Genomic DNA, 21,574 nt, shown 5'->3' on the forward strand with positions numbered 1-21,574 from the left:
GGTGGGTGGTGACGAACTCCTCAGCCGGGCACCGGCGCGGCCTGAAGGTCGACCGCCCGCAGGGGCGAGATCAGCTCCGAGACGTGGGCGACCTCCTCGAGGCGACGGCAGGTCCCGGTCACCGCGCTCGCGGCTTCGGCGGTCAGATGCGGGTCGACGTTGGAGTGGAACTTCTGGCTCAGGGCTGCGAACGACAAGGGGCGGTCCGGTCCTCCTTTGTTGGTCAGGACCTCCTCCACCACCGTCTCGCCGTCGGTGAGCAGCGCCGTGACGATCGCCGGGAACTGGTGGGGGAAGATCTTGGTGCACCGGTCGTCGGCCACGATGTCGACCCGCTGCATCAGAGCACGACGCGCCGGATCCCCGGCGAGCTCGTCGGTGTAGTCCTCCAGCGACGCCCCCAGACCGCCGCCGCCGAAGAGGCCGACGGCCGCGGCGTAGGGACCGCTGAACTGGGCCATGTAGCCGGTCTCCGGAGACCGCTTCACCTCGATCGGCTCGCCGATGGTCCGCACGATCGGGGCCGGCACGCCGACAGTCAGCCGATCGATGCGTGAGGGATCGATGCCGCGTCGGCGCAAGGCCGAGGTCGCGTCCACGATCGTGTGCGTGAAGTGGTTGGCAGGATAGGGCTTGAAGAAGATGTCGGGCACCGACCACACGTCTCCGAGGCCCTTTGTCACCGCGTCGGCGTCGAAGCGGCCGTGCAGCCATGCCTGGAAGAACCCGAAGCGCCCCTCGAGCACCGTCGGGGGGCCAGTGATCCCCAGGTCGGACAGCTCGCCCGCGGAGACCGCGGCATGCGCGGCCCAGCCGCAGTGCAGCCGCTTGATTGTGCCGCCCGTGCGGTTGCCCTCGATGATCCCCGACGCCATCGACGCCGCGACGCCGAGCGCGTGCACCACGCGGTCGGGGCGGCCGGCGAGGACCGAGGCCGCCACGGCGCCGCCCATCGCACCGCAGATCGAGGTTGCGTGCTGGCCGTGCTCGAAGAACGTCGAGCTGCCGGACTCCTCATCGTAGCCGGCCATGCCCAGTCTCACGCAGGCCTCGAGCCCGACCGCGACGGCGTGGATGAGTCGTGGGCCGTCGGCCCCGGCCCGCTCGGCCGCCGCGAGCGCCGCCGGGACCACGCTCGCGCTGGGGTGCAGCACCGAGGGCAGGTGGGTGTCGTCGTAGTCGAGCGAGTGCATCAGGACACCGTTGACGAAGGCAGCCAGGTTGGCCGGCAGCTTGTCCTCGACCCCCACCGCCGACGCGTGCCCTGCGCCGGCCTGCTCGACCGCCCAGCGTCGGGCGGCCCGGCTGCTGTCGAGACCGGCCGCCGCCACAGCGATGCCCAAGGTGTCGAGCAAGCGCATCTTCACGCTCTCGACGACGGCCTCAGGCAGGTCGGAGTACGACGACCCGCTCGCGAAGTCGGCCAGCTGCTCGCCGAGGGTGCGCCCGCTCATGCTGGCACGACCGCAAGGGGGCGGACCGGCGACCCGGTGGCGCCGTAGATGTTGAGCGGGCTCAGCACCAGGGTGAACTGGTGCCGCCCCACGGCCGCCAGGCCCTCGAGGTCGAGCGTCTCGACGATGTAGATGCCGTGCTCGACCAGCAGCACGCGGTGCGCCGGGAGCAGGCTGTGACCCGCACCCCTCGCCAGTCGCTCGAAGGCGATCGTGTCGGCACCGACGGTGTGGGCCCCCTGGGCGGCCAACCATTCCGCCCCGTCCTCGCCGACGCCCGGGACCCCGGTGTCGTGCCCCATGAAGGCAGCACCCTCGTCGAAGAGCTGGCCCCAGCCGCTGCGCACGAGCACCACGTCGCCGGGTCGGACGGAGACGTCGTGAGCCTTCGCCGCACCCTCGAGGTCGTCGGGGGTGATCTCGTAGCCGCCCTCGCAGCGGCTGGTCCCGAGGAAGGCCGGGATGTCCAGGAGCACGGCCCGCCGCACCATCGGCTCGATGGTGTGCACGCCGAGCAGGTCGTACTTGCCCCCGCGACCGGCATCGTCGGCGTCGATGCCGCCGTGCATCTTGCCGTCGTGCGACACATGGGCGAGCGCGTCGATGTGCGTGCCGACGTGGGTGCCCATCGACACCAGGTCGTTGGCGGCGCTGCCGCCGTCGGCGCGCCGCATGTCGCCGTGCCGGCGTGGCAGGGCGTGCGAGAACGCCGGGTGGTTGGGCGACTGGGGCATTCCGACCCGCAGCTGACGGCCGAGGTCGACGACGCGGACCCCGGACTCGACCGCCGCCAGCAGCGCGTCACCCTGCGTGCTGCTCATCGGGCCACCCCGTCCGCGACCAGCCGGTCGATCTCGTCCGTGTCGAGGCCGAGGCCGGTGAGCACCTCGCGGGTGTCGGCTCCGTGCTCACGGCCGGTGAAGCGGATCCGGCCCGGGCTCTCGCTCATCCGCCACATCACGTCGTGCTGGAGCAGCGGCCCTAGGTCGGGGTCGTCGACCTCTACCAGCATGCCGGTCGCCCTGACGTGGGCGTCCTCGGTCAGGTCACGGGCGTCGTACACGGGCGCAACCGCAGCGCCTGCCGCCTCGAACGCCTTGATGACCTCGGCGCGACCGCGCTCGCCGATCCAGTCGGCCACGTAGCCGTCCAGGAGGTCGCCGTGGGCGACGCGCCCATGACCAGACGAGAACCAGCCCTCCTCGATCACCTCGGGGTGACCCACCAGCTCGAGCACCCGCTCGGCGATGCGTTGCGCGCTCGTGGAGACGGCGACCCAGTGGCCGTCCACGGTGCGGTAGGTGTTGCGCGGAGCGTTGCTGGAGGAGCGGTTGCCGTGCCGCCGCTCGACGACGCCGAGCTGTTGGTAGACGGTGGGGCCCGGGCCGACCGCCTTCATGATCGGCTGCAGGATGCTCAGGTCGACGACCTGGCCGCGCCCGGTCTGGTCGCGATGGCGCAGCGCCATCAGGGCGGCAGAGCTCGCGGCAAGTCCGCAGATCGAGTCGGCGAGCCCGAACGCGGGCAGTGTCGGGGGGCCGTCCGGCTCCCCCGTCGCGGCTGCGAAGCCGCTCATCGCCTCGGCGAGAGTGCCGAAGCCCGGGCGGGCGGCGTAGGGACCGGTCTGACCGAACCCGGTGATCCGCACGACGACGAGACGGGGGTTGCGCGCGATCAGCTCCTGCGGGCCGAGGCCCCACCGCTCGAGGGTGCCCGGTCGGAAGTTCTCCACCAGGACGTCTGCGGAGTCGGCGAGCCGGCGCAAGAGCTCGGCTCCCTCGTCGGTCTTCAGGTCCAGGGCGATCGTGCGCTTGTTGCGGGAGACCTCCTTCCACCAGATCGGGTGGCCGTCCTTCTGGTGGCCGTGCCCGCGCAGGCTGTCCCCCGACACCGGGTGCTCGACCTTGATCACGTCGGCGCCGAAGTCCCCCAAGACCTGGCAGCACAACGGGCCGGCCAGCACCGTCGACACGTCCAGGACCGTCAGCCCCTCGAGAGGCATCGGCCGCTCCCCCACGCCATCACTCCGTTCCGCAGATGGAAACATCGTCCTGCTCAACTTATCGGCCCCGTTCCGTTCAGGGGAAGCCTTGTCCACGTACCGAAAGTGCAGATTCCTTGCCACGCAGCGGAAATCTGCGGTGGGACACAGACGGTGTACGCCGCGAAGGCGTTCCGCGTGTCGAAACACATGTTAGGCATCCATCTCCGGCACCGGCTCCCCCGCGTGCCAACGGGAGATCACCTCGACCACCTGCTCGAAGAACACGCGGTACATTCCGCGCGTCACGTAGCCGATGTGGGGCGTGAGGACCACGTTGTCCAGGCTGCGCAGCGGGTGCGTCCGGGGCAGCGGCTCCTGGTCGAACACGTCGAGTCCGGCACCGGCGATCCGGCCCTCGCGCAGCGCCGCGACCAGCGCACGCTCCTCGACGATCGGCCCGCGGGAGGTGTTCACGAGGTACGCCGTCGGCTTCATCGACCGCAGCGCCGCCTCGTCGACGAGACCACGCGTGCGGTCGCTGAGGACCAGGTGGATGCTGAGGAAGTCCGAGCGGGCGAAGAGCTCGTCGCGGTCGACGAGCTCGACACCGGCGGCCGCGGCCCGCTCAGACGTGAGGTGCTGGCTCCATCCGACGACCCTCATCCCGAATGCCTTCCCGAGGGTGGCCATCTGGGAGCCGAGCGCCCCGACCCCTAGGAGGCCGAGGGTGCTGCCGTCGAGGTCGGTGCCGACCGTCTGCTGCCAACCGCCGCGGCGTACGTTGGCGTGCTCGGTCACCAGGTGCCGGGCGAGCGCGATGATCAGGCCCCAGGCCAGCTCGGTCGTCGTGCGTGGCCAGGCGTCGGTGCGAGTCACCGTGATGCCGAGACGGCGTGCTGCGTCGAGGTCGACGCCGGCGTTGACCGGTCCCGTGCTGGCCAGCAGCCGCAGGCCCGGCAGCCGCTCGAGCACGTCGGCGGGGAACCTGGTGCGCTCACGCATGGCGACGACCACGTCGTAGGGCTGCAGCGCCTCGACCACAGAGCCCGCCTCACCCAGGTGCTCGTCGAACACGTCCACGCGGGCGAACGAGTCCACGCGCGACCAGTCCGCCATGGTGCGCGCGACGCCCTGGTAGTCGTCGAGCACCGCGATCTGCACGGTCATCGGCTCACCTCAGCCCACGTAGTCGTGCACCTGGCGGCAGGTGCCGAGACCGGACTGGTACTGGAGGTGCACGAAGAGGCTGGGCAGCATCTCCACCGGCTCCAGCAGGGTGAGCTGCTCGTCGGCACCGCCGCCGAAGGTGATGCGACCCTCCCCGGACCACCCGCGGGCGTAGCGCCGACCGGCCATCCGCCACTCGACGACGTCGTGCACCAACGGGGGCGCCCCGGATCGGGTGAGGTCGGGGAAGAAGCGCGTCCCGAAGATGCTGATGCCGCCGGTCTCCCGCTCGGCCTCGGTGAGCTCGCGCTGCGCCGAGAACGACGCGGTGACGATCCGCTGCCCTCGGCGGGACACGCACATCTCCGCCGGCTCGCCCGCGACGAACTCGGGGTCGTCGAGGCCGAAGTGCAGCGGAAACCGCTCGACGAAGGTAGCCCGCTTCGTGGTGAACCCGTTGTGGAAGCCCAGGTGGAGGCTGTGGTCGTGGTCCTTGTACTGCAGGTGCAGCAGGTAGCCCCGCTGTCCACCGATGGAGCAAGGGATGCGGAACATCGCCTCGTGCCAGTTCATGTGGTGCGGCTCGACGTCGGCCAGGAAAGCCGTCGCGCCCTCGGCTCCCTCGCCACGGTGCTTGTTCACCCCGGTCTGCGTCTGGTTCATGAACAGCCAGATCCGGTCGCTCTCGTCGTTGAGCTCGAAGGGCGGCGGCAGGAACTCGCGCACCCCCTCGAGATCAGCCCGCCAGTGGATGTACATCCCCACGTGGCCGGCCTTGATCGGCGTCTCGTCGTCCTCCGACGAGCGTCCCCAGCCCAGCGTGGCTGCCCGCCCGCTGGCGTTGAACGGAGGCGACGAGCCCCGCAGCGCGTCGCCCGCGAGCGTCGTGCGCGCGGGGCCGCCCTGCGCCGGCGAGGTGTCACCGGTCCCTGCGACCACGCTCTGCGGTCCTGGCCGGCCCAACGTCCATTCGGCGTAGAAGCCGTCCAGGGGCCCGTCGACCACGAACGGCGCGAGCCCTTCCTCGTCCGCCGAGGACAGCTCGACGCGGGCCGTGCCACGTCGGAACATCGTCGCGTCGACGGTCCCGGCCGTCCACCACAGCACGTCGTCGACCAGTGGCGCCTGGCGCGTCACCCAGTCCGGCAGGTAGCGCCGCCCGGCCCCGCGGGTCAGCGCACGCAGCTCGTCGAGGCCGTCCGCGTCGACGGCGTCGCCGGCCCCGCCGACGTAGCGGGCGGTGAGCACCCGCGCGTCGAACCTCGCGGCCACGAAGATCGCCCCGGTGCCCTCGGACATCGTGCGGTTCAGGGGCTGTCCGGCGAACGGGAAGGTCTTGGAGAACAGCGCCTGCTTGGTCGCGATGCCGGCATACGCGCCGTCCATCACGCCGTGGTCGCGCTCGTGGTAGCGCACCCAGGTGTAGAGACCGTCCTCGCCCCCATGGGTGAAGGGCAGCAGGAGAGACGCCTCGTGCCAGGAGGTCTCCTCGAGCGGGCCCTGGGAGGCGCGGTCGCCGGAGTAGGCGCTCTGGCACTCCAGCGCGACCAGCCACGCGACTGCGTGGCCGTCGGCGTCGGCGCGCGGTTGCAGCGGGGCCGGCAGGTGCCGGGCCACCACCCCGAGGTCGAGCGGCATCCGGACGACCAGCCCGCGCGCGCGGGTCGCGAGCGGGTCCACCTCGTCCGCCGGGGCGGTCCAGCCCCGGAGGAACGCCGAGCGGCCGCTCATCGACGCGGTCCCGCTACGGGTGAACGGCGGAGTGGATCCCCACCCCGCCGGGAGGCCTCGCTGCTCCCACAGAGCGGTCTGCTGGGCGTGCGTCTGCCGGCTCATGCGCCCAGCGCCTCCACCCGGCCACGCCCGTTCTCCATCACCAGCACCTCGTCACAGATGCTGGCGATGGCCTGCTGGTCGTGGGAGATGCAGATGATGCTGAGCGAGAGCTCCTCGCGCAGGCGACGCAGGAGGTTGAGCACGTGTCCCCGCACCGACACGTCCAAGGCTGAGGTCGGCTCGTCGCACAGCAGCAGCTCGGGGTCCGAGGCCAGGGCCCGAGCCAGCCCGACGCGCTGTGCCTGGCCGCCACTCAGCTCGTGGGGGTGGTACGACGCCAGCGCCGCCGGCAGGTTCACCATGTCCAGCAGCTCGAGCACCCGATCCTCGAACTGTTCCTGGGGGCGGCGGTCGTAGAGGTGCAGCGGCTCGGCGATGAGGTCGCGCACCCGCCGGCGGGGGTTCAATGCGCCGACGACGTCCTGCCAGACCATCTGCACACGCGGCCAGTAGCTCGCCCGCAGCCGCTCGTCGTCACCGGCCGCGACGCGGTCGCCGTGGAAGAGGATCTGGCCCCTCGAGGGCTCCTGGAGGCCGGCGATGCAGCGCGCGAGCGTCGACTTCCCGCACCCGCTCGGCCCCACGATCCCCAGGGACGCGTTGGCCTCCAGCACGAAGGAGACGTCGTGGATGCCCTGCCCGGTCGCCTGGTCGCGCCGGGTCGGCCGGTAGGTGAAAGTCACGTCGCGGACCTCGAGCAGTGGGGTGCCCCGCTCGGGGCGCTCCCGGTCGGCGGGCACGTCCGGTGCCGTCTCCGGCTCGGGGGGTGGCTCGAGCCGGGCGACCTCGACCGTCGGCGCGTCACCGACGTGGTGGCACGCGACCAGCTGGCCGTCCGCTCCGGCTTCGGTGAGCTCGGGACGGACGGTGCAGGCCTCGTCGGCACGGGCGCACCGCGGCGCGAACGCGCACCCCGCGACGTGGCCGTCACCGAGCGAGGGCACCATGCCGGGGATCGCGAAGAGGCGTCCATCGATCATCTCCCCCGCGGCCGCGCGGATCAGCCCGATGGAGTAGGGGTGCTGAGGGTTCGAGAGGACCTGGTCGACCGGCCCCTGCTCGACGACGCGACCGAAGTACATCACCGCCACGTCGTCGGCGGCGGCGCGGATGACGCTGAGGTCGTGACTCACCATGATCACGGCAGCCCCGTCGACGCGCGCCGCGCGCTCGACCAGCGACAGCACCGCGTCCTGCGAGCTGAGGTCGAGCGACGCCGTCGGCTCGTCGACGAGGACCAGGCGTGGGCGCGCCGCGGACACGCCGAGCGCGAAGAGGGTGCGTTGGGCCTGGCCGACGCTGACCTCAAACGGGTAGCGCCCGGCGAGGTCGTCGTACTGCAGACCGAGCTCCTGGTCGAGGGTCCGTGCGACCCGCTCCCTCGCCTCCTGCTTACGGCCGCCGGACCGCTCCATGCAGTAGCGCATCTGCGTGCCGAGCTTGGCGGTCGGGTCGAACGCCGTTGTCGTCCACTGCGGGACGTAGGTCATCGCGGTCCCGCGCAGCGCGGCGCGTGCCTTGGCACCGAGCCGTGTGAGGTCCTGGCCGGCGAACTCGATGCTGCCGTCGGTGACGGACAGGCCCTGAGCGAGCAGTCCCTGGATCGCGCGGATCAGCATGCTCTTGCCGGAGCCGGTCTCGCCCACGATCCCGAGCACCCGCCCGGGCGGCACGGACAGGCTGACGCCCTTGAGGAGCTTCAGCGTGGACGAGCCGTGGGTCGCGGAGACCTCGAGGTCGGAGACGGTCAGTACCGGCGGGACGGTCTCCTCGGGCGGCGTGGCCACGGTCGTGCGCTCGGCTGCGAACACGTCAGACGCTCCTCACGGTCGAGATGCCGGTCTTGCGGCTGGTGGAGGGGTCGAGCGCGTCGCGGAGGCCGTCGCCCATCATGTTCAGGGCCAGGGCGCTGAGGAAGATGATCAAGCAGGGGAAGAAGACCAGCCACCAGGCGCCGAGGACGAAGTAGCTCTGCGACTCGGCGAGCATGTTGCCCCAGTCGGCGGCCGGTGGACGCACCCCGAAGCCGAGGAAGCTGACAGCGGAGGCACTGAGGATCGAGAGCGCGACGGTGAACGAGAACTGCGCGATCAGCGGCGCCGACATGTTGGGCAGGATGCTGTGCCGCACGAGGTACCACCCGTGGGACCCGGACAGCCGGCTGGCCACCACGTGCGGCTTCTGCAGCTCCGACAGGGCGCTCGCCCTCGACACCCGGGCGAAGAGCGGGGCGTGGCTCACCCCCAGGATGAGCAGCAGGTAGAGCTGGCTGGCGAAGGCGCTGTCGGCGCCGCCGCGGGCCGCAAGGACGCCGGCGATCACGACGGTCAGCAGGATCGTCGGCACCGCGATCAGGACGTCCATCACCCGCATCAGCAGGCCCGCGACGAAGCGGTTGCGCACGAACGCGCTGGTCAGCCCGAAGGCGCACCCGAGCACCAGGGCGAGGATCGTCGCCCCCACCGCGATCGTGAGTGAGGTGCGGCCGCCTGCCAGCCAACGCGCGAAGTAGTCCCGGCCCAGGCTGTCGGTGCCCATGATGTGCGCGGACGACGGGCCTACGAGGAGGTCGCCGCTCGTCTTGTCGGGGCTCACGCCGTGGACGATCGGTCCGACCACCACGAGGAGCAGCACGACGGTGAGGATGACGGCTCCGACGGTCAGCATGGATCTCCGGCGCGCGTCGAGCCACGAGGCGACGCCACGTCCTCTGCCTCGTCTGGCCCGAGCCGTCTCGACCTGGGTCGTCATCACGCGGTCACCGCCTTCGCACGCACGGTGGCGGCACGCCGTTGCCGGGGGTCGATATAGACGTTCACGAGGTCGGCGAGCACGCTGCTGCCGACCGCGATGATCGCCATAATCAGCATCACCGCGTTCACGGCCGGGTAGTCACGGTTGTCGAGGGAGAGCAGGAGCAGGCTGCCCAGGCCGGGCAGCCCGAAGATCTCCTCGACGACGACGGTGCCGCCCACGCTCGTGGCGGCCAGCAGCCCGATGGTGGGCACGACGGGCGTGAGGGCCCGGCGGAGCATGAATCGGGACATGACGCGCCAGGGACTGTGCCCCCAGCTGCGGGCGTACCACACCGAGTCGGCGTTGATCGTCTCGAGCATCGACGACCGCGTCATCTTCGCGACGATCGCGATCGCCGGCAGCGAGAGCGTCAGGGTCGGCAGCAGCAGGTGCTGGAAGTTGCCCGCGACGCTCTCCTCGATCGGCACCCAGCCCCGGTGTGGAAAGACGCCCTCGAGCACGTAGCCGAACAGGTAGACGAAGCCGAGCCCGAACGCGAACCCCGGCACCGCGACCGCGACCATGGTGACGTTGCGGATCACCGAGTCGAGCCAGGTTGCCCGGCGCAGCGCACTGGCCGCGCCGAGCGTCACCCCGACGACCACCGACAGCACCAGCGACGCGACGACCAGCTCGACGGTCACCCCGATGCGCCCGGCGATCATGTCGTTGACCGAGGCCCCTGTCGTGACCGACGTCCCGAGGTCTCCGGAGAGCAGGCTCCGCAGCCACAGCACGAACTGCCACGGCCACGGCTTGTCGAGGCCGTACTGCGCGTTGATCGCGGCCACGGCCTCAGGCGTCGCCTCCTGGACGCCGAGCAGCAGCTCGGCCGGACCGCCGGGCGCCAGGTGCAGGAGGCCGAAGCCCAGCAACGAGACAGCCAGGACGGTCAGGACGAAGCCGCTGAGTCGGCGTAACAAGAAGTGCATGGACCATGCTCGCAATCGTCGGCGGTCGCTGGTACTCGGGGCTCAGGCGAAGCTGGCGAGCGGGACGCCGTAGGGCACGTTGCCCAGGGCCGACGGCTCGTAGTCGTTGAGCTTCGCTCCCTGCGCCTCGAGGTAGTGCGGGTAGCACATGGCGATCTGGCACGCCTGGTCGATGTCGACCTCGAGGAGGTACTTCATCGCCTCCTGCAGCTCCTCGTCGGTCGTCGCCGTGCGCGCCGTCTCGATCGCGGCGTCGACCTCGGGCGTGGTGAACCCGCTGAACAGCGAGCCAGCGCTGGAGTAGTCGGCGATCGCGCTCGGCATGTAGCCCGGGCCAGTGCCGAGGTAGTCGATCAGCATCCACATGTCGTAGGTCTTGCCGCGCAGCTTCTCCGAGGCCGCACCTGCGTCGAGCTGCTCGAGCACCACGTCCACCCCGAGCTCGGCCCAGTTCTCCACGAGGATGGTGCCGGCGGCGGCGTACTGCGAGCCCTGCAGCATCGTGAGGACGATGGGCTTGCTCGGCTTCTTCGCCTGGGCGAGCAGGCTGCGCGCCTTATCGAGGTCCGGCTCTTCGCCGTACGGCGCCAGCGAGGTGTCGTAGTAGACGCTCTTGGGCGACGTGCTCGTCTGACCGATGTCGGCGTAGCCGCGCCAGACGGTGTCGACGATCTGCTTTCGGTTGATCGCGAACGCCAGGGCCTGCCGGAAGAGCTTGTCCCCGAGTTCCGGCTTTGTGGTGTTGATGTAGAAGTAGTGCCGCGTCGGCGCGGACGACTGGACGTGAACTGTGACGCCCTCCCGCTCGAGCAGCTCCACGTCGCCGGGCGAGACGTCGGAGGTGAACGTGGCCGTGCCGTTGATCAGGTCGATCGTCCGCGTGCCGTCGTTGGGGACGACGTTGTAGGTCAGCTTCTCCGTGGCCGGGACGCCGTCCTCGTAGTAGTGCGGGTTGGCGACCAGCACGATGCTCTCGCCAGAGGTGTAGGACTCGATCATGTAGGGCCCGGTGCCGAGCGGCTTGGAGTTGAGGTCGTCGACCGAACGGGCCTGGGAGGCCTTGACGATCGGGATGGGAGCGATCTCGTTGACGATGAAGTTGTCGACGGTCTTGAGGGTGAACTCCACCTCGTAGTCGGACGTCGCCCGCACGCTGTCGAGGGCCAGCACCCGGTTGCGGTACGTCGAGCCGTAGGCCTCGTCGAGCACGGCCTCGAAGGTCGCCTGGACGTCCTCGGCCGTGAACGGCGAGCCATCGTGCCACTTGACGTCGTCGCGCAGCTGCACGGTGAAGACCTTGTCGCTGATCCGCTCCGGCGGGTTCTCGGTGGCCAGCTGGGCCACGAACTCCCCCGGGTTGCTCCCGAAGCGCCACAAGCCGCTGGAGATCCAGCTCACGACCCGCTTCACCTGGGGCGAGTTGGTCGGGCCGATCGGGTTGAGGAGGGTCGGCGCGGCCGACGACTCCCACACGAACGCTCCCGCCTTGGTCCCACCGCCGCCACCCGAGGTGCCCCCGCACGCGGAGAGGGCGAACGCCCCCGCGCCGAACATCCCCAGCTTCAGGACTCCTCGCCTGGTCGTTGCCACCGAGGGCTTCGCCAGACCCGCCATCTGCGCCATCTGCGTCACGTCTGCTCCCTGTCTGATCCTGGATGAGCCACTGTTTTCACCGGATCTCGACACCCTCCGGTCAGGTCGGCACCCGTCCATCCGAGACGAGTTCCCTGATCGACTTGGAACTCTGTATACCGCTTATCGGAACGGGATTTCGGGCAATCCTGGTGATCGCTACGCTGCGTGTCAAGCAACTCGTCCAGAAAAGGTGCTCCATGAGGTTCGCTCAGCGGAACGGCCGGCGTCAACGTGGACACGGTCCTTTCCGAGCCGCTCGACACGGCGGCTTCGTGCTGTTCTGGATCGGGTTCATGCTGGGCCAGCTCGGCTACTGGATGACGACGACCTGGCTCCAGTGGTCAGTCTCCCTGGACACGGACGGCGACCCGATGGCCCTCGGACTGCTCTACTTCGTCACCCTCGTCCCGCTGCTCGTGCTCTCGCCCTGGGCCGGCGCGATGGCCGACCGGCGCAACCGGGCGCGCATCATCGCGTGCTCGCAGGGCGTCATCGCGGTGCTGTGCGCCGCGTTCGTCCTGCAGATCGTGCTGCTGCCGGACCTGACCCTTCCCGGCACCTTCGCCTTCGCATTCGGCATCGGGACGATGCTCGCCGTCAGCGCTCCCGCCGGTCAGTCGCTGGTCGCGACGCTGGTGCCTCGTACGGACCTCACCAGTGCAATCGGCATGCAGTCGATGAGTATGAACGTCGCCCGCATCGCCGGTCCCTCGCTGACGGGGCTGCTCCTCGCGGGCTCCCGGTCGTCCGCGCCCGTCGTCGTCTACGCCGTCGCCGCCGCGGTCTCCGCCTGGACGGCCTGGCGGCTGCCCGCGGTTGCGCGACCGCCCATGGCAGAGGCGGCAGCACCGGCGTGGCGGCGCGTGCTCTCCGGGGTGCGTTACGTGCGGCAGCACCCACCCTGCGGTCTCGCGCTGGTCATGCTCGCGGTCACCTCGATTTTCGGGGCGTCGTACGTCGCGCTACTGCCGGCGATCGCGACCGAGCGGCTCGGCGGCGGGTCCGGCACCTTCACCGCCCTCGTGGGCGCGACGGGCATCGGTGCGGTGCTCGGCGTTCTCGTCACCTCGTGGCGCGACGGAGGCATCGCCACACCCTGGCGGATCGGCCTCTTGATGGTGCTGCTCGGCACCGGCGTCACCCTGCTGGGTGCGCTGACGGTGCCCTGGGTCTCCCTGGTGGTCGCCGCCCTGACCGGAGGAGTGAACTTCGCGATCATGACCAGCACCAACGGGCTCCTGAACGCGTCGGCCGACGACCAGCACCGCGGTCGGGTGATGAGCCTCTACGTCCTGGCGTGGGCGGGCCTGGTGCCGGTCGGCGCGGTGCTGCTCGCGGCGCTCGCGTCCGCCACCTCGCTGCGGACCGCTTTCGCGGCGGCAGGGCTCCTCCTCGTCCTGCTCACCTTCGTCCTACTGGGATGGCACCACCGCGCCACCGGACGCTGGGACGTCCCCGTCCAGGCGGCGGCGCGGGCGTTCGACGCCGCCCGCTACAGCCACGGTCATCAGCCAGCCGTCCTCTCCGCGCACGGGCAGCGCACCGCGCACGACTCGTGCGCGTACCTTCTGCCGCACCTGCGTCCGGGCCAGCGCGTACTCGACGTCGGCTGCGGGCCGGGTTCCATCACGCTCGACCTCGCCGCTCTCGTTCAGCCCGGGCGCGTCACCGGGCTGGAACCCACGGAGGCCCCGCTGGTCGAGGCGCGCCTGAGGGCGGTTGCGCGGGGGGACAGCACGTCCCAGTTCGCCACGGGCGATGTCTACGACCTTCCCTTCCCCGCCGCCACGTTCGACGTCGTCCACGCCCACCAGGTGCTCCAGCACCTCGAGGATCCCGTCGCCGCGCTTCGTGAGATGTGGAGGGTCTGCAAGCCCGGGGGCGTCCTTGCCGTTCGTGACGTCGACTACGGGACAATGACCTGGTCTCCTCCAGACGCCGGTGTCGCACGATGGCACTCGCTCTACTGCTCAATGGCCCGTGAAAACGGCGCCGAGCCCCATGCCGGCCGTTTCCTCGACACGTGGGCACGCCATGCGGACATCGCGCACTCGACGGCGACGACATCCGTCTGGACCTACGCCAATGCAGCATCGACACGGTGGTACGCCGCCCGTCAAGCGTCCCGGGTCCTCGACTCTGCCTTCGCGGGGCATGCACGAGCTCGCGGGCTCGACCTCGAGGATCTCCGAAGCCTGGCCGCCTCCTGGATCGCCTGGGGCGAGGCTGATGGGGCGCGACTGACGATGACGCACGGCGAGCTGATCGCGGTCAAGCACCCGCAACCTGTCGTGCCGCTCCAGGTGACCAGCGTTGTCAGCCGCTTCCTCACCAGCAAGGAGGGAGCCGACCTCGGGGTGTCCCAGGTCTCCCGCCTCCTCACGCACGCAGGAGTCGGCGCTTTGGACCCGATGGCTCTCAACCTCACGGCACGCGTGACCCGCACGCTCCACGAGGAGCAGCTACGAGAGGGCTCCAGTGCGCCGCTCGACCGACTCGTGGACACGCTTGCCCTGAGGGACGATGACACAAAACGCGCGATCCTGGATCGTGCTCTGGCAGACGTCGGATATCGGCTGGAGGCGTCTGGCGTCCGGCCTGCCTCCTCCTAGGCAGAGCGCCGCAGCCACGCAGGGTCGCGTCGACACCGAACGACCCCCGCAGCGGCGGCAGTCCTCGGTCGTGCCACCGTGCCGTTTGTGGCGTCTCGCCGTGACTCCCTGCGCGCACGCTACCGGTCGTGCGCGTCAGTCGGCACGACGCTCGGCGAGGTAGTCGGCGATCCTGCGCAGGTTGCCGCGGAGCTGCGTGACGCCACCGCCGCTGGCACCGCCCCAGAACAGCCGCGGTGCGACAGCCCCGTCAGTGACCTCGCCGATGAGGTGAGCCAGGATGTCCTGCTGCGCACGTGGAACGGCGTTCTCCAGCACAATGAGGACGGCTCGGAAGCCAGCCCGCTGCGCATCCAGCACTCTCTGGGCGATCCTGTGGCTGACGCCCGTGCCGATGACTTCGCCGATAGAGGTGACGACCGCGACGCTCCGATCAGGACCATCGTCGGGACGCATGACGATCCGCCCATCCCACGTGTCCGACGGTCCCGGCTCGAAAGAGTGGACGAAGACGAGCTCGAGGCGGCTCGCTTCCATGGCCACCCGCTCGACGGCGCCCGCTCGCGTCGTCCCGCGTGGGGACGTGGTCCGCAGCTGCTGCGCCAGCAGGTGTTCTTGTGGCGTCGTGGCGACCGACTCGACCACTTCCGCCAGCTCCTCCGAGTCCGCCCCAGCATCGATCGCATGCTGGACCACCCGGTCTCGCCACTCAGCGCTCTTGTCCCCCCACGTGAGCTTCGACGGCCATCGACCAAGACCCGACGTGACGAGGAAGAGCGCCCCCACGAGGGCGAGAGCCGCCGCTCCCAGTTCGTTGTCGGCACTCAAGGTGGCAACCGCCGCGACCACCAACAGCGCGGCGCCCCCGATTCCCAGGGAAAGTCGCCAGCCCACAGCGATCTCCGCTGGCACCGGCGGCACCTCCTCGACCTCGGGCGGACGGGCGTCAGTGGCGTCAGGCTTACCCATGCCGGAAACCTAACCGCTCAAGTTGTCCGCTCATGTGACTGAGCCGCCTCGCTCCGTCCACGAGAGTCCACCGACTCCATCACCCGGCCGACACACACTCGAGGGACCGCGTCCGCCATGCGCGAAACGAAGGCATCAATTAGATGGCTGACAGACTTCGAACCCGCGCCCCCTTGACCCCCAGCCCGCAGAGGCGGACCCAGTGATGTCCACAGATTTCTCAATCCCCTTATTTTAAGGGCGATTCTCGATTTGTGGACTGCGGTGGACACCTTCGGACGGAACCCATAAGTACGTTTGTAAGTACGCCGCCAGGACTGCTAATCCCCTTGCCACGTTGGCGATGCAGCTGTCGGCGCCGACCCGTCCCTGAAGCATAGAGACGCCGGCAACGCTCAGAGCGCTCGGGATGCCGAATGGGGTCATCCTCCGGGCTCGTGATGGTGCCAGTGAGGTGCTCAGGACCGACGCGCTCGCGCCGACAGCCGCACCCGGCGCGGTGAGCCAGGTGGTGTCCAACCTTGACCAGGACGTTCCAGGGTGAGGCGTTGGTGAGCCACCTGTCAGGCCGATATGCCTGTCTCCTCGGGGCCTGGTGTCAGCCCCCTCGAGTCTGGTCACCACGCCCCGGCATGGAATTCCTGACTAGACCGGCCTTCCGCGCACGTCGACGGGCTGTCCGCGCCTAGGCTGTGGGACGGCCGCGGGGCGGGATGTCCGCACGCCAAGCGGCCGATGTCCCGGGACCACGAGGAGCCGACGTGAGCGCGCTGTCGCCGTACGAGCAGAAGGCGCTCGTCAACATCGAGCAGGAGAAGCAGCGTAGGCTGTCGACGTCCCCGCGCCGGTTGATGCCGCCCAAGGTCAAGGCCGTGGCAACGGGAGCCGGGCGGCGGGTCAAGGACCTTCCGGGCGCCGACAGGGCCGCCGATGCCGCGGGACGCGGGTATGCCAGGGCGGCCGAGGGGGTCGGCAAGTTCCTGAGCCGATCCAGTCAGTTCACCCTAAGCAGTCGGCGCGTCGTCCGCGCCTACCATCGACGAGGGTTCGACGTGGAGGGCCTCGAGGACATCCGCGCGCTCGACCTGCAGACGATCGACGGTGTCGCCCGCTTCAAGAGGCTGGCCAACCTCTATGCCGGTGCTGTCGCTGTCGAGGGCGCGGGAGCCGGTCTCGCGATCTCCGGCGGCGCACTCCTCGCGGTCGGGGGAAGCGCCGGCGCGGGCGCTGCGGCCGCGCCAGGGCTCGCGGTCGTGACGGGAGCCGTGGCTGGGGACGCGGTGGCCGTACTGATGGCCGGCTCGCGGGTGGTGGCACACACGGCCCTGTACTACGGCTACGACCCGGAGGACCCCCGGGAAGAGGTCTTCGCCATGTCGGTCATCAACCTCGGCGCCGCGACGACCCAGGGCGCGAAGATGAGCGCGTACGGCGAGCTCTCCCGGCTCACCCAGCTCCTGGCTCGGAGCGCTCCGTGGGAGAAGCTCAACCAGTCGATGCTGACGAGGGTCGCCCAGCGGTTCGCGGCGAAGTTCGGCCAGGACCTCACCAAGAAGAAGCTCGGACAGCTCGTCCCCGTGGCCGGGGTCGTGGTCGGCGCGGGGATGAACTACGCGCTCGTCGACAGCATCGCCGAGGCTGCGTACTGGAGCTACCGCGAGCGTTTCCTCCGCGACAAGTTGGGTCAGGCCATGAGTGTGCCCCTTCAGCCCGACGCACCGCCAGACGACGTGGAGTCCGACATGCAGGTCGACGAGGCCATCGACCTCCTGGGACTGCTCGAGGACGAAGGATTCGACACGACTGACCCCGATCGTCCGTGACCGTGACGGGCGCGCTCAGAAGCTCAGCTTGCCTCCGCGCGTGTGGGTCAGGATCTGCAACAACCGGTACGCCGGCTCGCTCGGCGTCCTCGTGTCCTTCGCGGCCAGGTCGACCAGCTGCTGCAATCGCTGCGTGTACTCGGAGTTGATGACGAAGGTGACCTCGACCCCGTTGGCCAGGCTGCTGTCGACGTGCTCCGTGAACCACGCCGTCGTCTTCCCGACAGGCACGTTCGGAGCCCAGAACTCGACATGGGTCACATGGTCCGGGAACAGCTTGCGTGCGAAGGCCGCCGCGCGCTCCAACTTGTTGGCGATCTTGTTCGTCATCTGGCCGAAGTCCGCGCCGTAACCCAGGCCCGCGATGTGCGTGGCCACCTCACACAGCCAGACCTCAGGCACGTCACCCGCCCGCACGCCGATCACATCGATTTCACCCTGCGCCTCGGTGCGTTCGTTGTAAAGGACCATGTCGCAGTTCTTGACGTACCGCAGGTAGGCACCGACAAGGCTTTCGCCCATCTCAATCATGAGGTTCCCTTCTGTCCGTGTGAGGCCGTAGGGCGAGAACACGCGACGATCGCCCGGAGCGCAAGCACAGTCCCGACACGGCGGGACCGCCTCGACCTACGCCATGGTGCCCAATGTCATCGCCGAGTTGCACGGCGTCCTGCTGCGACCGGGCGGCGCAGCCGCGAGGTGCGGAGACGGCAGACGAGTGCCGCCAGCGCCATTCGAGCCACACATCTTGGGTGGGGCCGGAAGCAAGCCGGCAAGCGCGCTGTGCGGTCGCCAGAGGTCCCTCAACGTCAGCCTGCACTGACGCTGAGGACCTCGACCATCCAAGCCACCGAACACGCACCAACGCGTCGCTGGACCACATTCGGCATCAGTAACGACCTCACGCCGAGGCGTCACCGCGACGCTGCCTACGGCTTCCGTCTGCCGAAATCCAAATCGGTCACACCTCTTGCACTCGCGGTTCTCGGAGTTTCGTCCGTACGAAACTGTCATGTCGCGCGAGGTCGCAACTGAAGCCGCTGGAGTTTCGTCCCGACGAATGTCCGATGCGGGTCACTGCACTGGGCATGTCTGGGTATGCAAGGACATGAGGAGGTCTCGTTGATGTCCTAACCGCGATGCCCGCGCTGCGGTAACACCTGGCAGCCGAGCCAGACGGGGCGCCCCCGCAAGTGGTGCTCACAGACCTGCCGCCGAGCGGCCTATCAGGAACGCCAAGCTGCGGCCGAGGGCGCCGCGGGCCGACAGGTAGTCGAGCGAGTCACGATCAGTGGACAACAGACTGGCTCTCCACAGCCCACGCCGACGGTGAGCCTCCGGAGACGTGCCCAATGCGACGATCATCTGATGCCCACACGTCGAGTTCGGGGCCAGGGAACGATCATGCGCGGTGCGAACGGACGGTGGATGGGTCGGATGTGGGTTACCGACTCGCTGACCGGTGTCCGCAAGCGCGTGCAGGTCAGCGGAACCACGAACGCTGAGGTCAGCGCCAAGCTGCGGGCGATGAACGATCGGGTGGACGCCGGCAAGAGCGCTCGCGACCACCACATCTCGTTCGGCGGGTTCGCGCAGCTCTGGCTCGAGTCGAGTCTGCCGGCCTCGGACCGTCGGCCGTCGACGCAATGGCTGTACGAGAACCTGACGCGCGGGCACATCTTGGGCAGCGACCTTGCCCGGGTCTCGCTGCGCGACCTGCGGCCGTCGACGGTCGAGCGGTTCGTGATGCAGCTGCGCGCCAAGGGGCTTTCGTCGTCGAGCGTACGGCAGATCTACACGATCGGGCGCGCCATTGGAGACGCCGCGGTGCGGGACGGTCTGGTCGGTCAGAACCCGTTCGTGGCGGTTCGCCGGCCACGGATCGAGGCGCGGGAAGCTGCGTTTCTCACGCCAGACCAGGTGCGGCTGCTGCTGGAGGCTGCCGAGGAGTCGCGCTATCTACCCTTCCTGGCGCTGCTGGTGCACACCGGGCTGCGACGGGGTGAGGCGCTGGCGCTCACGTGGCGCGACATCGGGTCCGAGGCGAGCTGAAGCTAAGCGAGCCCAAGACGGCGCGGTCGCGGCGTACGGTGCCGCTCTCCGAGCTGGCGGTGGCGCTCCTCCGACAGGTGCGCCAACGCACCGCCTTCGAGCGGCGGCAGGCGATGGATCTCTGGGTCGAGACCGGGTTCGTCTTCGTGACCGACATCGGGGAGCCGATCGACCCGCGGAACGCGCTACGGGCGCTCGAGGTAGCCAGGCGGAAGGCCGTGCTCAAGGAGGCCAACCTCCACACGCTCCGGCACTCTGCGGCGTCCGTGATGCTGACCAACGGCGTCCCGATCCCGGTGGTGTCCAAGATCCTGGGCCACTCGGGCATCTCGATCACCGTGGACGCCTACGGACACGTGTCGCCGGAGGTGTCCCACGAAGCGCTCAACGTGCTCGCTGAGGCGCTCTCCGCGGAGGGCGTAAGTACGTCTGCAAGTACGCCGGGCGTGAAAGAAGGCCGTCCCGACGGATTCGACTCCGACGAAAACGGCCTCTGATGCGATGAAGGGGCGGGGCCTCCCGCCCTCGTGTGTCCCCGGCGGATGCTGGGGGTGTACTCACGTCGACGACGAAGGAGGCCCCTCATGTCAGAGTACGCAGGGCGTCAGTTTGTCGGGATAGATCTGCATCGCCGGCGCAGTGTGATCGTGCGGATGACCGAGGCCGGTGAAGCGCTCGAGTCGGTGCGGATCTCGAATGATGTCGAGAGCCTGGGCCGGGTGATCGCGCGTGCTGGGGAGGATCCCGAGGTGGTATTGGAGGCCACTTACGGCTGGTACTGGGCAGTCGACGCTCTTGAGGAGGCCGGTGCCCGCGTGCACCTGGCGCACCCCTTGGGCGTCAAGGCGTTCGAGTACCGGCGGGTCAAGAACGACTTCCGCGACGCGGCCGACTTGGCCGACCTGCTCCGGATGGGTCGGCTACCCCAGGCGTGGATCGCGCCTCCTGCCACCCGTGAGCTGCGCGAGCTGGTCCGCCATCGGGCCAAGCTCGTCGCGTTGCGCTCGGGCTGCAAGGCCGAGGTCCATGCGGTGCCTGGCCAAGTGCGGGATCCAAGTGTTGATGAGCGACCTGTTCGGAGTAGAGGGCACCAAGCTGCTGGATCGGCTCGACCTCCCGGCCGCGTACACGGCCCGGATCGGGTCGTTGCGCCGGATCATGGACGACCTGGACTTCGAGGTCGAGGTGTTTGAGAACCTCACCCGAGGCCGGCTACGCACCGACCCCGGCTACGCCGCGGTCCAGCAATTCCCCGGGATCGGGCCGATCCTGGGCGCGGTGTTCGTGGCGTAGGTCGGCGACGTCACCAGGTTCGCCACCGCCGCCCAGCTGACGTGCTGGGCAGGGCTGACACCCAAGCACCACGAGTCCGACACCCACGTACGCCGCGGCAGGATCACCAAACAGGGATCCCGGCTGGTCCGCTGGGCCGCGGTGGAGTCGATCAAACGCCTCGGCGCGCATACCCGGGTCGGCGCCCTGCGAGACCGGGTCGCGGCCCGCCGCGGCGGCAACATCGGCGCCGTCGCGGCCGCCCGCCTGCAGGTCGAGTACGTCTTCTACGCGCTGCGCGACGGCCACGTCCGCGCCCTACAGCGCCCCTCCCGGGAGGCGGCATGAGAACCGCTCACCACAGACACCGGTCGGTCGCGGGTCGTGCAGGTCATGACCCCCGTGGACGAGTACGTCCGCGGCGAGGTCGCGCGTTCTGATTGACCCCGACCGACCGGACGCGGCGCACCCCATCATGCCGCCCCAGCCGACCTGCTGACTGGGACCAGCGCGGCGAAGGGATGACCGAGCAGCACCCACGCCTGCTCCCGACCGGCCACGCAACGGCCCTGATGCGAGTCACGTCCACCAAGCCACCACCCATCCCAGCGGAGACAACCCTGACCCTCGACAACCCCACAGCATGCACCGAACAGTGACGGCATCAAGGCCCTCCGGCCGCTGCGCGGTCGGGCTCCGCCCGAGCCCTGACCCCGTCGCCTCATCGGCGCGCTCATAGACCGGGTCGAGGGCAACAAGAAGGCCCGGCCAACACTCTTGACCGGCCCCGCCCCTTCAGGGATGACCTGCGAAAACTCTGTGTCGGGCTGACAGTGTGCTGGTTCAGGACATAGGAAACCCATGTCTCAAGACATAGGAAACCCGGTCGCGGGTTCGATGCTCGGCCATGTCGAAAGCCAGGCTGGTCATTACCGCCGTCGGTCTCGAGGGCCGCACCCAGGCCGAGGTCGCCAAGTCCTACGGCGTCTCCAAGGCCTGGGTCTCCAAGCTGATCGCCCGCTACCACCTCGAGGGTGAGACC

18 protein-coding genes and 2 pseudogenes are annotated in these 21,574 nt (G+C 69.5%); 9 read left to right on the forward strand and 11 right to left on the reverse strand.

The features are described 5' to 3' along the window. Positions 1-20 precede the first annotated feature (20 nt). The 9 genes from ABD295_RS08960 to ABD295_RS09000 all read right to left on the reverse strand — a co-directional run bounded on the left by ABD295_RS08960 (position 21) and on the right by ABD295_RS09000 (position 11,792). Entirely contained in the window at positions 21-1,454 is a 1,434-nt protein-coding gene (locus ABD295_RS08960) for an MmgE/PrpD family protein (protein WP_344303355.1), read from the reverse strand. After that, the gene (locus ABD295_RS08965; RefSeq protein ID WP_344303357.1) at positions 1,451-2,275 is read right to left on the reverse strand and encodes a cyclase family protein; all 825 of its coding nucleotides are present in this window, start codon (positions 2,273-2,275) and stop codon (positions 1,451-1,453) included. The genes ABD295_RS08960 and ABD295_RS08965 overlap by 4 nt, the downstream gene beginning before the upstream one ends. Then, entirely contained in the window at positions 2,272-3,456 is a 1,185-nt protein-coding gene (locus ABD295_RS08970; protein ID WP_344303358.1) for a CaiB/BaiF CoA transferase family protein, read from the reverse strand. Before ABD295_RS08970 ends, ABD295_RS08965 begins: the two co-directional genes overlap by 4 nt. A 192-nt stretch (positions 3,457-3,648) precedes the next feature. After that, the gene (locus tag ABD295_RS08975) at positions 3,649-4,605 is read right to left on the reverse strand and encodes a D-2-hydroxyacid dehydrogenase family protein (RefSeq protein ID WP_344303359.1); all 957 of its coding nucleotides are present in this window, start codon (positions 4,603-4,605) and stop codon (positions 3,649-3,651) included. A 9-nt stretch (positions 4,606-4,614) separates the two neighbouring features. Next, a complete protein-coding gene (locus ABD295_RS08980; RefSeq protein ID WP_344303360.1) occupies positions 4,615-6,441 on the reverse strand; it encodes an acetoacetate decarboxylase family protein in 1,827 nt (608 codons plus the stop codon). Then, on the reverse strand, positions 6,438-8,252 hold the full coding sequence (locus tag ABD295_RS08985) for an ABC transporter ATP-binding protein (RefSeq protein WP_344303361.1): 1,815 nt from the start codon (positions 8,250-8,252) through the stop codon (positions 6,438-6,440). The genes ABD295_RS08980 and ABD295_RS08985 overlap by 4 nt, the downstream gene beginning before the upstream one ends. 1 nt (position 8,253) lies before the next feature. After that, complete coding sequence (locus ABD295_RS08990) at positions 8,254-9,108, reverse strand: ABC transporter permease (protein WP_344303362.1); 855 nt, start codon at positions 9,106-9,108, stop codon at positions 8,254-8,256. A gap of 83 nt (positions 9,109-9,191) precedes the next feature. After that, positions 9,192-10,169 carry an ABC transporter permease gene (locus ABD295_RS08995; RefSeq protein ID WP_344303363.1) on the reverse strand — a complete coding sequence of 326 codons (978 nt, stop codon included), beginning with the start codon at positions 10,167-10,169 and terminating at the stop codon, positions 9,192-9,194. Positions 10,170-10,211: 42 nt separating this feature from the next. Beyond that, a complete protein-coding gene (locus ABD295_RS09000; RefSeq protein ID WP_344303372.1) occupies positions 10,212-11,792 on the reverse strand; it encodes an ABC transporter substrate-binding protein in 1,581 nt (526 codons plus the stop codon). Between the two features lie 209 nt (positions 11,793-12,001). Here ABD295_RS09000 and ABD295_RS09005 point away from each other — a divergent pair, with 209 nt between their 5' ends. Continuing rightward, positions 12,002-14,416, forward strand: a complete 2,415-nt coding sequence (locus ABD295_RS09005) for an MFS transporter (RefSeq protein ID WP_344303364.1) — start codon at positions 12,002-12,004, stop codon at positions 14,414-14,416. Positions 14,417-14,551: 135 nt separating this feature from the next. Here ABD295_RS09005 and ABD295_RS09010 read toward each other — a convergent pair whose 3' ends face one another. Then, entirely contained in the window at positions 14,552-15,328 is a 777-nt protein-coding gene (locus ABD295_RS09010; protein WP_344303365.1) for a hypothetical protein, read from the reverse strand. Between the two features lie 818 nt (positions 15,329-16,146). Here ABD295_RS09010 and ABD295_RS09015 point away from each other — a divergent pair. Further along, positions 16,147-17,208, forward strand: coding sequence for an EcsC family protein (locus ABD295_RS09015; RefSeq protein WP_344303366.1), 1,062 nt, complete (start codon positions 16,147-16,149; stop codon positions 17,206-17,208). Positions 17,209-17,223: 15 nt separating this feature from the next. Here ABD295_RS09015 and ABD295_RS09020 read toward each other — a convergent pair whose 3' ends face one another. Next, positions 17,224-17,739 carry a hypothetical protein gene (locus ABD295_RS09020; protein ID WP_344303367.1) on the reverse strand — a complete coding sequence of 172 codons (516 nt, stop codon included), beginning with the start codon at positions 17,737-17,739 and terminating at the stop codon, positions 17,224-17,226. 873 nt (positions 17,740-18,612) lie between these two features. Here ABD295_RS09020 and ABD295_RS09025 point away from each other — a divergent pair. The 7 genes and pseudogenes from ABD295_RS09025 to ABD295_RS09045 all read left to right on the forward strand — a co-directional run. Then, positions 18,613-19,260, forward strand: a complete 648-nt coding sequence (locus ABD295_RS09025; protein ID WP_344303368.1) for a tyrosine-type recombinase/integrase — start codon at positions 18,613-18,615, stop codon at positions 19,258-19,260. A gap of 38 nt (positions 19,261-19,298) precedes the next feature. Further along, positions 19,299-19,757, forward strand: coding sequence for a tyrosine-type recombinase/integrase (locus ABD295_RS09030; protein ID WP_344303369.1), 459 nt, complete (start codon positions 19,299-19,301; stop codon positions 19,755-19,757). 87 nt (positions 19,758-19,844) lie between these two features. Beyond that, positions 19,845-20,279, forward strand: a pseudogene (locus tag ABD295_RS21155) (IS110 family transposase); the annotation flags it as partial. 43 nt (positions 20,280-20,322) lie between these two features. Next, the gene (locus ABD295_RS09035; RefSeq protein WP_344303370.1) at positions 20,323-20,553 is read left to right on the forward strand and encodes a hypothetical protein; all 231 of its coding nucleotides are present in this window, start codon (positions 20,323-20,325) and stop codon (positions 20,551-20,553) included. A gap of 12 nt (positions 20,554-20,565) precedes the next feature. After that, a pseudogene (locus ABD295_RS21160) lies at positions 20,566-20,691 on the forward strand (transposase); the annotation flags it as partial. 3 nt (positions 20,692-20,694) lie between these two features. Continuing rightward, positions 20,695-20,880: a hypothetical protein gene (locus ABD295_RS09040; RefSeq protein WP_344303371.1), complete on the forward strand. Its 186-nt coding sequence runs from the start codon at positions 20,695-20,697 to the stop codon at positions 20,878-20,880. 559 nt (positions 20,881-21,439) lie between these two features. Beyond that, the coding region (locus ABD295_RS09045) for a sigma factor-like helix-turn-helix DNA-binding protein (protein ID WP_344303373.1) at positions 21,440-21,574 on the forward strand (135 nt) is incomplete at its 3' end.

Origin of the sequence: Nocardioides bigeumensis (assembly GCF_039531755.1) — a bacterium.
GTDB classification, from domain to species: Bacteria; Actinomycetota; Actinomycetes; order Propionibacteriales; family Nocardioidaceae; genus Nocardioides; species Nocardioides bigeumensis.

Excerpts from the sequence above, each read along its gene's own strand:
- ABD295_RS08960 (WP_344303355.1), bottom strand. The coding sequence starts at position 1,454 with ATGAGCGGGCGCACCCTCGGCGAGCAGCTGGCCGACTTCGCGAGCGGG.
- ABD295_RS08965 (WP_344303357.1), bottom strand. The coding sequence starts at position 2,275 with ATGAGCAGCACGCAGGGTGACGCGCTGCTGGCGGCGGTCGAGTCCGGG.
- ABD295_RS08970 (WP_344303358.1), bottom strand. The coding sequence starts at position 3,456 with ATGCCTCTCGAGGGGCTGACGGTCCTGGACGTGTCGACGGTGCTGGCC.
- ABD295_RS08975 (WP_344303359.1), bottom strand. The coding sequence starts at position 4,605 with ATGACCGTGCAGATCGCGGTGCTCGACGACTACCAGGGCGTCGCGCGC.
- ABD295_RS08980 (WP_344303360.1), bottom strand. The coding sequence starts at position 6,441 with ATGAGCCGGCAGACGCACGCCCAGCAGACCGCTCTGTGGGAGCAGCGA.
- ABD295_RS08990 (WP_344303362.1), bottom strand. The coding sequence starts at position 9,108 with ATGCTGACCGTCGGAGCCGTCATCCTCACCGTCGTGCTGCTCCTCGTG.
- ABD295_RS08995 (WP_344303363.1), bottom strand. The coding sequence starts at position 10,169 with ATGCACTTCTTGTTACGCCGACTCAGCGGCTTCGTCCTGACCGTCCTG.
- ABD295_RS09000 (WP_344303372.1), bottom strand. The coding sequence starts at position 11,792 with ATGGCGCAGATGGCGGGTCTGGCGAAGCCCTCGGTGGCAACGACCAGG.
- ABD295_RS09005 (WP_344303364.1), top strand. The coding sequence starts at position 12,002 with ATGAGGTTCGCTCAGCGGAACGGCCGGCGTCAACGTGGACACGGTCCT.
- ABD295_RS09020 (WP_344303367.1), bottom strand. The coding sequence starts at position 17,739 with ATGATTGAGATGGGCGAAAGCCTTGTCGGTGCCTACCTGCGGTACGTC.
- ABD295_RS09025 (WP_344303368.1), top strand. The coding sequence starts at position 18,613 with ATGCGCGGTGCGAACGGACGGTGGATGGGTCGGATGTGGGTTACCGAC.
- ABD295_RS09035 (WP_344303370.1), top strand. The coding sequence starts at position 20,323 with ATGAGCGACCTGTTCGGAGTAGAGGGCACCAAGCTGCTGGATCGGCTC.